Origin of the sequence: Streptomyces boncukensis, from assembly GCF_011045075.1 — a bacterium.
Taxonomy (GTDB): domain Bacteria; phylum Actinomycetota; class Actinomycetes; order Streptomycetales; family Streptomycetaceae; genus Streptomyces; species Streptomyces boncukensis.
On sequence record NZ_JAAKZZ010000231.1, the window covers coordinates 1 to 11,263 of the forward strand.

Sequence of the window (11,263 nt, forward strand, 5' to 3'; positions counted from 1 at the left end):
GACAAGGGGGACGAGGGGGAGGACGCCGGAGGCATGGCGGTGCCTCGCTTTCCGATGCTCACGCGGTCCGCGACCCGGGGGCCGCGAATCCGACAATCGTTACTTTCCTCCTCGCAGAGTCCTCCGTCGGCGCGCGAAAGGGAAGCCTCTCGGGCCGTACGGCGTTTTCCCCGCGGGGCCGGGACTGTTGTCGGACGGTGGGATGTTTGTGAATCTTGGTCCCGGCAGACCGATTGGACACCCTTCGAACGGCGGTAACGACTGTGGGCCAAGAGCGGGACCCGGGCCAGGACGAGCAGCTGGCCGAGATGCCCGAGGAGTGGCAGCGCGCGCTGGCGGTGGTCGCCCACCCCGACGACCTGGAGTACGGCGCGGCCGCGGCCATCGCGGAATGGACGGCCAAGGGCAAGGAAGTGGCCTACCTCCTGGTGACCCGGGGCGAGGCGGGGATCGACACGCTGCACCCCGCGGAGTGCGCCCGGGTGCGGGAGGCCGAGCAGCGCGCGAGCGCGGGCGCGGTCGGCGTGACGGACGTGGACTTCCTGGCACACCGCGACGGGGTGATCGAGGAGGGGCCCGCGCTGCGCCGGGACATCGCGGGGGCCATCCGCCGGCTGCGCCCGGACCTGGTCCTCACCGTCAACTACCACGAGACCTGGGGCGGCCTCGGCAGCTACTGGAACACCCCGGACCACCGCGCGGTGGGCCGCAGCGTGCTGGACGCCGTCGGTGACGCGGGCAACCGGTGGATCTTCTCCGACCAGCTGGACGAGGGCGGCCTCGCACCGTGGGACGGGGTGCGCTGGGTCGCCGTCGCGGCCTCGCCGCACGCCACGCATGCGACGCCTGTCGGGGACGCGGCCACGGAGCGGGCGCTCGCCTCGCTGAATGAGCACCGGGCGTACATCACCGCGCTCACCGACGAGGAGCCGGAGGAGTACGCCCGGTCCATCGTGCTGCGCGGGCTGGAGTGGGGCGCGGCCCGCTTCGGCGGCCGCAAGGCGGTCCCCTTCGAGCTGTACGACCGCGGCTAGTCCGCGTCCGGCGGAGCTTGCGTACCCCGCGTCGGAGCTGGCCCGTAAGGGGCGCGGGGAACTGCGCGAGCAACCACGGCGACAGCCGCAGTCTGCGACGCACCGGCAAGGGGCAGCCCCGGTCAGCAAGGGGCAGCCCCGGCAGAGGGCAACCACGATCCGCACGTCACCTAGTTGCGCCGTCCGGCCGCCGTGCGGAGGGCGAGCCCGGCGACGGGTACGAGCACCGCCGCGGCTCCGGCGTTCAGCCAGCCGTAGCCGGCCTGGGAGACCACCAGCCCGGACAGCGCGCCGCCCGCGCCCGCCGCCGCGTTCATCAGCAGGTCCGACAGGCCCTGGACGGCGGCGCGCGCGGGCTGCGGCACGGAGTCGGTGAGCAGCGCGGAGCCCGCGACCAGCCCCGCCGACCAGCCGAGGCCGAGCAGGAACAGCCCGGCCGCGGACTGCGCATGCCGTCCGTCGGCGGTTCCGGCGAGCGCCGTGGCGCAGGTCAGCAGCCCCATTCCGAGCAGGATCACGGAGAGTCGGCCCAGCCGGTCGGCGAGCCATCCCATCAGCGGCGAGAAGGCGTACATGCCCGCGATATGGCCGCTTATCACGAGGCCGATCAGCTCGACGTCCGCGCCGTGCCCGCCCAGGTCGACCGGGGTCATGACCATCACCGAGACCATGACGGTGTGGGAGCCCGCGATGGTGACGAGCGCGAGCCGGGCCCGCGCGGACGCCCGCACGGCCGCGAGCCCCGCGCGCAGCGAGTGGTCCTCGGCGCCCGGCCCCGGAGCCTCCACCGGATCGGCCGGGTCCGCCCGGTCCGTTGGGCGCGGCGGCGCCGCGGCCAGCCGGCGCGCCGTCAGCAGCGGGTCGGGCCGCAGCAGCGTGTGCACCAGCACGGCACAGACCAGGAACACCGCGGAGCCCCACAGAAACGGTCCGCCCGCCCGGGGTATGCCGAGGCCCGAGACGGTCTCGCCGGCCGGCGCCGCGATGTTGGGCCCGAGGACGGCGCCGATGGTGGTGGCCCACACGACGGTGGAGATCGCGCGCCCCCGGTGCGCCGGCTCCGCGAGGTCGGCGGCGGCGAACCGCGCCTGCAGATTGGCGGAGCTGCCTGCACCGAACGCCGCCATGCCCAGCAGCATCAGCGGAAAGTTGCCGACCGCGGCGGCGCCGGCCACGACCAGCCCGCCCACCGCAGCCACCGCGTACGCCAGCGTCAGACCGGCCCTTCTGCCGCGTGCGGCCATCAGCGCGGCGAACGGCAGCGACAGCACCGCGGTGCCGAGCACCGCCGAGGTGGACGCCAGTCCGGCGACCGCCTCGGAGCCGCCGATCTCCTTCGCCAGCACGGCGGCCAGCGCGATGCCCGTCGACACCCCGAGTCCGCCCAGGATCTGACTGGCGATCAGCACCGACTGCGTACGCCGCCGCAGTGCGCCGAGGCTCCCGGGCCCGGTGTCGGGCCCGGCCCCGGGAGCCCCGCTGTCCGCTTCGGGGGTGTCAGCACCGTCGGCTGACTCGCGCATGTCAGTCACGCCGTGCAGTCTGACACCGCCGTGTGCCCGCTGACCAGGTCAGGGCCGGTCGACGAACACCCGGTCGAATCGCTGGTGCCGCAGCGCTTCGTACTGGCTGCCGAAGTTCCGTTCGACCTCGGCCCGCTCCTGTGCGTTGGGATACGGGTTGGTGCAGCTGACCCCGCCCGTGGAGCCGGACATCAGACTGGAGCAGGGGCCCGGCTTGCGGTCGGGCAGTCCGAGGATGTGCCCGAACTCGTGCGCGGCGATGCGTATCTCGTCATAGCCCTGGTTCACGGCGATACGGCCCATGTAGACGGTGCCCCGGCCGAGACCGGACACGATGGCACGCGGCCAGCCGTTGTCGGCGATGACGGTGACGTCCGCCCGCTGGCCCGCGGAGACGGGCTGGAGCTGGACGTTCTGCACGCTCTCGTTCCAGACCTCGGCGCCTTGCCGCACCTCGTCGGCGAACTCGGCCGAACGGCTGGCGTCATAGGTGACGACGACGGCAGCGCGGGCCCGCTCGCCCTCGGGGGCGCCGGCCGTGGCGGGGGCGTGGGCGTGGGCGGTCGTCTGGCCGGCGAACAGCGCGCACAGGCCGGCCAGCACGGCGAGCAGGGCCATACGGGGCCTGCGGGGACTCCGGGGGCGCGACGATCTGTGTGGGGGGATGCGAAGACTCACGGTCAGCCTCTCTCGTGGGGGGCTTGATGACGTCGTTCGCCCTGGCAGCCTAGGGACACCCCAGGCACCCCACAACGCCCGTTCCAGCCCTTCAGAACAGCGGCTCGGGGAGGACCCCTTCCAGCGCGAGCAGGGTGCGCTTGTCTCCAGGCCGCCGCCGAAGCCGCCTATGCCGCCGCTGCTCTCCACGACGCGGTGGCAGGGGACGACGACCGGAAGCGGGTTGGAGCCCATGGCGGCGCCGACCGCGCGGGCCGCGCCCGGCTCGCCGACGCGGTCGGCCAGATCCTGGTACCCGGCGGTGGCGCCGAAGGCGACGGATTCGGCCAGTGTGCGCAGGACCGTCTCGTGGAAGCCGCCGGAGAGCGTCCAGTCCAGCTCCACGGTGAAGGCGCGCAGCTCGCCCGCGAAGTAGCGGTCCAGCTCGTCCGCCGCGCGGGTGAGCGCCGGGTGCGGGGACTCCTGGGGGCCCACCCGGGCCGGGGGCGCGCCCAGGGCCGCGGTGAGGCGCCCCAGGGCGCGCTCCAGCGTGCGCCCCCGGGCGTGGAAGGCCACGAGGACGAGCCCCTCGCCGGTGGCGGCGAGCAGCAGGGGGCCGATGGGGGTGTCCCGCACCGCGTACGAGCAGGGGCGCCCGGAGGCGGCCGGCGTCTCGGTCATGAGGGCACCCTAGAGGTGCCCACTGACAGCGGACGCCGGCCGGTCGCGGCATCCCGCGGTGTCAGCCGCCCAGGCCCGGGGCCGAGCCGAAGCCCCGGGTGGCATCCCGGATCACGTCGGGCTTGTTGGAGATGATGCCGTCCACGCCCGCCTCGGCGACCCGCACCGCTGTCGGGGCGTCGTCGATGGTCCAGGTGAAGACCTCCAGCGGCTTGCCGTGCGCGCCCTTCACGGCGTGTATGGCCTTCACATAGTCCTCGGTGACGGCCGCGTGCCGGGGGTTGATCTGGTCGGAGAAGGCCGCGTACTTCTTCAGCTCGCTCGCCGCCGGGTTGCCGAGGAAGCCGGTCTTCACGGCGGGTACGAGGTCGTGGACCTTCTCCACGGAGGCCGCGTTGAAGCTCTGGATGATGAGCTTGCGCTTCACATGGCTCCGGTCGAGCCAGCCCAGCCGCCGCAGCTCGCGCAGCGTCTCCTTCTCGACGCCCGGGTACAGCTCGGGTGCCTTCAGCTCCAGCAGCAGCCGCTGCCGGTGCTGCTCGATCCGGTTCACGTACTGTCTGAGCGTCGGCACGCGCACGCCCCGGTACTCCGGGTCGAACCAGCTTCCGGCGTCCAGCTTCCTGATCTCAGCGGCCGTGAAGTCGGAGACGTTCCACGGCGCGCGGTCGGGGAACACCTCCTCCGCGTTCGTCGTGCGTGCGAGCGTCGTGTCGTGCATGACGACGAGCTCTCCGTCCTTGGTGCGCTGCACATCGTTCTCGACCCAGTCGATGCCGAGCTCGTCGGCCTTGTCGACGGCGGCGAGCGTGTTCTCCGGCGCGTACGCGGAGGCGCCCCGGTGGGCGACGGGCAGCGGCGCGTGCGGGCGCTCCAGCGCGGGCGCGGCCGGTGCGGCGCTCGCGGCGGGCGCGGCGGTGAGGAAGAGTGCGGTCATACCCAGCAGCGCGCCGCCGGCAGCGGCCGTCAGAGGGCGTATCGACATGCGGAACTCCTCGCTTCTACTTGTGCACGGACAGCGAAAAGCGTGCCCAGGCGGCTGTACGGGAAAGCAGGGAAGAGGTGGCGGGAAGTTGAACGGGGGACGTCTGGGGGCGGTTGTGCGGACTACTGGCGTCTACGCGCCAGAGTGGAGCGCTTCCGGTCCGGCCGCCCGTTGTCGGTGCCGGGTCGTACGGTGGTGAGCATGCGGCCCAACACCGAAATCGAACGCAAGGTGGCGCCTTTCGAGGTCGTCAGCCCCTATCGGCCCAGCGGGGACCAGCCCACCGCCATCGCCGAGCTGGCGCAGCGCGTCAGCGCAGGCGAGAAGGGTGTGGTGCTGCTCGGCGCGACGGGCACGGGCAAGTCGGCGACCACCGCGTGGATGATCGAGAAGCTCCAGCGTCCGACCCTGGTGATGGCGCCCAACAAGACCCTCGCGGCCCAGCTGGCGAACGAGTTCCGCGAGCTCCTGCCGCACAACGCGGTGGAGTACTTCGTCTCGTACTACGACTACTACCAGCCGGAGGCGTACGTCCCGCAGACGGACACCTACATCGAGAAGGACTCGTCGATCAACGAGGAGGTGGAGCGCCTGCGGCACAGCGCCACCAACTCGCTGCTCACCCGTCGTGACGTGGTCGTCGTCGCCTCCGTCTCCTGTATCTACGGCCTGGGCACGCCGCAGGAGTACGTCGACCGGATGGTGCCGCTCAAGGTCGGCGAGGAGACCGACCGGGACCAGCTGCTGCGCCGCTTCGTCGACATCCAGTACACGCGGAACGACATGTCGTTCACCCGTGGCACCTTCCGGGTGCGCGGCGACACGATCGAGATCTTCCCGGTGTACGAGGAGCTGGCGGTCCGCATCGAGATGTTCGGGGACGAGATCGAGGCGCTCTCCACGCTTCACCCGATCACCGGCGAGGTCATCTCGGACGACCAGGAGCTGTATGTCTTCCCCGCCTCGCACTACGTGGCCGGTCCGGAGCGCATGGAGCGGGCGATCAACGCGATCGAGGCCGAGCTGGCCGAGCGGCTGGACGAGCTGGAGAAGCAGGGCAAGCTGCTGGAGGCGCAGCGGCTGCGGATGCGCACCACGTACGACATCGAGATGATGCGCCAGATCGGCACCGCCTCCGGCATCGAGAACTACTCCCGGCACATCGACGGCCGCGATCCCGGTTCGGCCCCGCACACCCTGCTGGACTACTTCCCGGACGACTTCCTGCTCGTCATCGACGAGTCGCACCAGACGGTCCCGCAGATCGGCGCGATGTACGAGGGGGACGCGGCCCGCAAGCGGACGCTGATCGACCACGGCTTCCGCCTCCCCTCCGCGCTCGACAACCGTCCGCTCAAATGGGAAGAATTTCTCGAACGGATCGACCAAACGGTGTATCTCTCGGCCACTCCGGGCCCGTACGAGCTGGCGCGCGGCGACGGCGTCGTGGAGCAGGTCATCCGCCCCACCGGCCTGATCGACCCCGAGGTCGTGGTCAAGCCGACCGAGGGCCAGATCGACGACCTGGTGCACGAGATCCGCACCCGCGCGGAGAAGGACGAGCGGGTCCTGGTCACCACCCTCACCAAGAAGATGGCCGAGGACCTGACCGACTACTTCGTGGAGCTGGGCATCCGTGTCCGCTATCTGCACAGCGACGTGGACACGCTGCGCCGCATCGAGCTGCTGCGCGAGCTGCGCTCCGGCGAGTACGACGTGCTGGTCGGCATCAACCTGCTGCGGGAGGGCCTGGACCTGCCCGAGGTCTCGCTCGTCGCGATCCTCGACGCCGACAAGGAGGGCTTCCTGCGCTCCGGCACCTCCCTGATCCAGACCATCGGCCGCGCCGCGCGCAACGTCTCCGGCCAGGTGCACATGTACGCGGACTCGGTCACCCCCGGTATGCGGCGGGCCATCGACGAGACGAACCGCCGCCGCGAGAAGCAGATGGCGTACAACGAGGCGCACGGCATCGACCCCGAGCCGCTCCGCAAGAAGATCGGCGACATCGTCGCGGACATCGCCCGCGAGCAGGTCGACACCGAGCGGCTGCTGGAGACGGGCTACCGGCAGCGGGACGAGACGGGCAAGGGCGGCAAGGGGGCCGGCAAGGCCGGCAAGCCCAAGGCGCCCACCCCGGCGAAGAAGCGCGGCGAGGAGTCCGGCGAGCTGACCGACCGGCCCGCCGCCGACCTGGCCGAGACCATCGAGGAGCTGACCGAGCGGATGCGCGCGGCGGCGGCCGAGCTGCAGTTCGAGGTCGCGGCACGGCTGCGGGACGAGGTCGGCGAGCTGAAGAAGGAGCTCCGCCAGATGAAGGAGGTCGGACTGCGGTGAGCCGCGCGGGGGCGTCGGGCGGCACTGGACCCGCCGCTGCCTGGGGAGTGTTGCAAGAACGACACAAAGCCGGAGAGGGCGATCACCGCGCTCTGCGGTACACGTAGTGTGCGGTGCGTGACGGCCGCCGGGCTCCGGCGCGCGGCGGCGAGCGCACCACTGTCGAGAGGGGAACGCACGTGTCGGTCAACTTGTCCAAGGGACAGGCCATCAGCCTGCAGAAGAGCGACGGCGGCACGCTGACCGCGGTGCGGATGGGGCTCGGCTGGCAGGCCGCGCCCCGCCGCGGCCTCTTCGGCAAGCGCAGCAAGGAGATCGACCTCGATGCCTCGGCGGTGCTCTTCGCCGACAAGCAGCCGGTCGATGTCGTCTTCTTCCAGCACCTGGTGAGCGACGACGGCTCCATCAAGCACACCGGGGACAACCTCGTCGGCGGCGCCGGCCAGGGCGGGGACGACGAGGCGATCATGGTGGATCTGCAGCGCATTCCGGTCCACATCGACCAGATCGTCTTCACGGTCAACTCCTTCAGCGGACAGACCTTCTCCGAGGTGGAGAACGCGTTCTGCCGCCTCGTCGACGAGACGAACGGCCAGGAGCTGGCCCGCTACACCCTCACCGGCGGCGGCGACTACACCGGCCAGATCATGGCCAAGGTGCACCGCCAGGGCAGCGGCTGGCAGATGACCGCCATCGGAAACCCGGCCCACGGCCGCACCTTCCAGGACATGATCCCGGAGATCCTGGCGCACCTCTGAGAGGCGGTGGCCGGGAGAGCGGACAGGGGAACAGGGGAGGGACCAGCATGACGGCCGAGCTGATCCGCGGCCAGAACCACCCGCTGCCCGGGGCCCGGGTGGAGATCCGGGTGTCGGCGGGGCAACCGGTCATAGCCGGGGCGACGCTCAACGACTCCGAGGGGCGGATGCGGGACGCCGGGTGGATCGCCCATCCCGCTGCGCCGCACCTCCCCGGCCTGGAGGTCTCCCGGCAGGCCGCCGCAGGCCACCGCCTCGCGGTGGATCTGGAGGCCCTGCCGGTGGACGTCCACCGGGTGAACGTCCTGCTGGCCCTGCCCACCGGGCCGGGCGGGGCTGGCCGCTTCGGCGCGGTCGCCGCCCCGTATCTGGCCGTCACCGGGCTCGACGGCACGGAGATCGCCACCTATACCGCCACCGGTCTGGACGCCGAGTCGGCGGTCGTCGCCCTGGAGCTGTACCGCAGGCAGGGCGCCTGGAAGGTGCGGGCCGTCGGTCAGGGCTACGCGGGCGGCCTCGCCGCGATGCTCGACGACCAGGGCCTGCCCAGCGCCCGCGAGCTGGCCGCCACCATCAACGAGGCGGTGGCCGCGGGGATGGCGCGCACGGTCGCACCGCCGCCGGCGGCGGGGGACCGCGAGGGTTCCCCGGAGCGCGGCGCGGCCCGTGCGGCCCGCGGCGGCCCCGCGTCCGGTACGGGCCCGTCCCCGTCCGCCGGCCCGTCCCCGGAGCCGGGCGCGCACACTCCGTCCGGCACCCCCTCCGAGGCGGGCGCCCCGTCCCCCGCGGGCGGACCGGTCGACTACCGGCACCCGAAGCGGCCGGCGGCCGCCCCGGCGCCCGGCACCGGCTCTCCGCCCGGCACCGGCTCTCCGGCCGGTGCCCCTCCCGGGGCCGGGGCCGCGGACCGGCCTCCCGAGCCCGTGGCGGGCGACGCGCCCGGCTGGTCCCTGGAGGAGCGGCTGTACAACCAGGTGTGGGGGATGTTCGAGGACCTGGCCCGCGCGGTCGCCGCCTACCGCTCCGCGGTCGACTTCGCGGAGTCCCGTATGGAGCGCGAGGTCGACCGGGTGCTGGACGACCCCCGCGCCCGGGTGGGCCCGGCCGCGGACGCGGCCCGGGACGCGGCGCGGGCCAAGCAGGCTCAGCTCGTCGAGCAGGCGCAGTCGGCCCTGGACCGGGACCTCGCGCAGCTCGTCGCCGAGGCCGGGGTCGTCGAGCCCGCGCTGCCGCCCGCGCTGGCCCGCTGGGACAACCCGGTCTGGCAGGCGTACCAGGTGCCCCAGGACACGCCGCTGGCGCTGCGGCTGGGCGACCTCTGGCTGCCCGAGCGCGCCGAGCTGCGGATCCCGATGCTGGTACGGCTGCCGCTGTCGCGCGGGCTGTGGGTCGACAGCGGGCGCGCGGCCGACACCGCGGAGGCGGGCCTGCTGGACGCCGCCGAGCTGCGCCGCCTCGGCGCGCAGACGGCCACCGCCATCGCCGCCCGGCTGTACGCCGTGCACCCGCCCGGCCAGTTCTCCGTGCGGGTCATCGACCCCGCGGGCTCGGCCGCCGGTGCGCTGGCCCCGCTGGTGGAGACCGGCGCCCTCGCCGAGCCCCCGGCGGCGGGCGCCGCGGGCGTGGCCCGGACCCTGGAGCAGCTCACCCGGCGGGTGGACCTCGTGCAGATGGCCGTCCGCAGCGGGAACGCCGACGCGCTGCCGCCCGACCTGGACCCGGCCGAGCAGCTGCTCGTCGTGCACGACTTTCCGCACGGCTTCGACGACCGCGCCGTCACCCAGCTCCGCTATCTCGCGGACGAGGGCCCGGGGGTCGGGGTCCATCTGCTGATGGCCGCCGACCGCGAGGAGGCGCGGGCGTACGGCCCGGTGCTCGATCCCCTCTGGCGGTCCCTGCTGCGGCTGACGCCGGTGCCCAGCGACCATCTGGCCGACCCCTGGGTCGGGCACGCCTGGACGTACGAGCCGCCGCTGGCGCCGGGCGGCAGCGAGGTCGTGCCGCAGGTGCTGCGGCAGGCGGTGGCGGGGAGGCGGGAGAACGGGCGCTGAGACCACCCTCTCTTTACCTTTTCATGGGATTGCTTTACTCTTCTTTGCATCGGAGGGGAGTATTCCCACACCTGCGGTGACCCCGTCAGTACGGTCCGGCTCGATGCTGGTCCCGGGGCCCCGGCCCGGTTCGCCGGGTGGAAGAGACCTCCGGCCCACGCTCCTTGCCAAGCCGGAGGAACACCATGGACGTCTCCCTGTCCGTATGGCTGCTGACCATCGTCGGCCTGTGCGCCCTGATAGCGGTCGACTTCTTCATCGGCGGCCGCAAGCCGCACGAGGTCTCCCTGAAGGAGGCCGGGATCTGGACCACCGTCTGGATCGCGCTCGCCATCCTCTTCGGTCTCGGTGTCTTCCTGTTCGGAGGCGGCCAGGCGTCCGGCGAGTTCTTCGCGGGCTTCATCACCGAGAAGTCGCTCAGCGTCGACAACCTCTTCGTCTTCGTGCTGATCATGGCGAAGTTCGCGGTGCCGTCCATCTACCAGCAGCGGGTGCTGATGGTGGGCGTGCTGATCGCCCTGGTGCTGCGCGCCGCGTTCATCGCGGCGGGCGCCGCGATGGTCTCGACCTTCTCCTGGGTTTTCTTCATCTTCGGCGCCTTCCTGGTCTGGACGGCCTGGAAGCTCGTCCAGGAGGCCCGCGGCGGCGAGGAGGAGGAAGAGTTCGAGGAGAACCGCCTGCTGAAGGCCGTCGAGCGGCGCTTCCCGTCCACCGACACGTACCACGGCACCAAGCTGTTCATCGTCCGGGGCGGCAAGCGGCTGATGACGCCGATGCTGATCGTGATGCTGGCCATCGGCACGACGGATGTGCTGTTCGCCCTGGACTCCATTCCCGCGATCTTCGGCCTGACCCAGGACCCGTACATCGTCTTCACCGCCAACGCCTTCGCGCTGATGGGGCTGCGGCAGCTGTACTTCCTGATCGGCGGGCTGCTGAAGAAGCTGGTGCACCTGTCGTACGGGCTGTCGGTGATCCTCGGCTTCATCGGTGTCAAGCTGGTGCTGCACGCGCTGCACGAGGCGGGAGTGCATGTGCCGGAGATCAGCATCCCGGTCTCGCTGGGCGTCATCTGCGCGGTGCTGGTCGTGACGACGGTGACCTCCCTGATGGCGTCCCGGAGGCAGGCCCTCGCGGAGGGCACCCCGAAGGAGCCGGCCGACTCCTGAGAGACCCCTCGCCCTCCCCGGCGTCCGGAAACCCGGAGCCGGGGAGGGCGAGGGCAGGGGGTAGGGGG

Annotated in this window: 8 protein-coding genes and 1 pseudogene; 5 read left to right on the forward strand and 4 right to left on the reverse strand. The window is 72.3% G+C overall.

Translation table 11 applies throughout. The features are described 5' to 3' along the window. Positions 1 to 308 precede the first annotated feature (308 nt). On the forward strand, positions 309 to 1,034 hold the full coding sequence (locus G5C65_RS20960) for a PIG-L deacetylase family protein (RefSeq protein WP_165300437.1): 726 nt from the start codon (positions 309 to 311) through the stop codon (positions 1,032 to 1,034). Positions 1,035 to 1,204: 170 nt separating this feature from the next. Here the strand turns inward: G5C65_RS20960 and G5C65_RS20965 are convergent, their stop codons facing one another. The 4 genes and pseudogenes from G5C65_RS20965 to G5C65_RS20980 form a co-directional block, all read right to left on the reverse strand. Continuing rightward, entirely contained in the window at positions 1,205 to 2,557 is a 1,353-nt protein-coding gene (locus tag G5C65_RS20965) for an MFS transporter (RefSeq protein ID WP_165300438.1), read from the reverse strand. 48 nt (positions 2,558 to 2,605) lie between these two features. Continuing rightward, positions 2,606 to 3,175: a snapalysin family zinc-dependent metalloprotease gene (locus G5C65_RS20970; protein WP_165300431.1), complete on the reverse strand. Its 570-nt coding sequence runs from the start codon at positions 3,173 to 3,175 to the stop codon at positions 2,606 to 2,608. A gap of 151 nt (positions 3,176 to 3,326) precedes the next feature. Continuing rightward, a pseudogene (locus G5C65_RS20975) lies at positions 3,327 to 3,895 on the reverse strand (methylated-DNA--[protein]-cysteine S-methyltransferase). Positions 3,896 to 3,956: 61 nt separating this feature from the next. Further along, positions 3,957 to 4,880, reverse strand: a complete 924-nt coding sequence (locus G5C65_RS20980) for a glycerophosphodiester phosphodiesterase family protein (protein WP_165300432.1) — start codon at positions 4,878 to 4,880, stop codon at positions 3,957 to 3,959. Positions 4,881 to 5,081: 201 nt separating this feature from the next. Between G5C65_RS20980 and uvrB the strand changes: the two genes are divergently transcribed. From uvrB to G5C65_RS21000, 4 genes are all read left to right on the forward strand, one after another. Further along, a complete protein-coding gene (gene uvrB, locus G5C65_RS20985; protein WP_165300433.1) occupies positions 5,082 to 7,217 on the forward strand; it encodes an excinuclease ABC subunit UvrB in 2,136 nt (711 codons plus the stop codon). Between the two features lie 179 nt (positions 7,218 to 7,396). Further along, entirely contained in the window at positions 7,397 to 7,975 is a 579-nt protein-coding gene (locus G5C65_RS20990) for a TerD family protein (protein WP_165300434.1), read from the forward strand. Positions 7,976 to 8,022: 47 nt separating this feature from the next. Further along, a complete protein-coding gene (locus G5C65_RS20995; protein WP_165300435.1) occupies positions 8,023 to 10,026 on the forward strand; it encodes a TerD family protein in 2,004 nt (667 codons plus the stop codon). 185 nt (positions 10,027 to 10,211) lie between these two features. After that, entirely contained in the window at positions 10,212 to 11,195 is a 984-nt protein-coding gene (locus G5C65_RS21000) for a TerC family protein (protein WP_165300436.1), read from the forward strand. Positions 11,196 to 11,263: the final 68 nt, after the last annotated feature.

Bases quoted from the DNA above. Each gene is read 5' to 3' on its own strand.
- G5C65_RS20960 (WP_165300437.1), top strand. From the start codon at position 309: ATGCCCGAGGAGTGGCAGCGCGCGCTGGCGGTGGTCGCCCACCCCGAC.
- G5C65_RS20965 (WP_165300438.1), bottom strand. From the start codon at position 2,557: ATGCGCGAGTCAGCCGACGGTGCTGACACCCCCGAAGCGGACAGCGGG.
- G5C65_RS20970 (WP_165300431.1), bottom strand. From the start codon at position 3,175: ATGGCCCTGCTCGCCGTGCTGGCCGGCCTGTGCGCGCTGTTCGCCGGC.
- G5C65_RS20980 (WP_165300432.1), bottom strand. From the start codon at position 4,880: ATGTCGATACGCCCTCTGACGGCCGCTGCCGGCGGCGCGCTGCTGGGT.
- uvrB (WP_165300433.1), top strand. From the start codon at position 5,082: ATGCGGCCCAACACCGAAATCGAACGCAAGGTGGCGCCTTTCGAGGTC.
- G5C65_RS20995 (WP_165300435.1), top strand. From the start codon at position 8,023: ATGACGGCCGAGCTGATCCGCGGCCAGAACCACCCGCTGCCCGGGGCC.
- G5C65_RS21000 (WP_165300436.1), top strand. From the start codon at position 10,212: ATGGACGTCTCCCTGTCCGTATGGCTGCTGACCATCGTCGGCCTGTGC.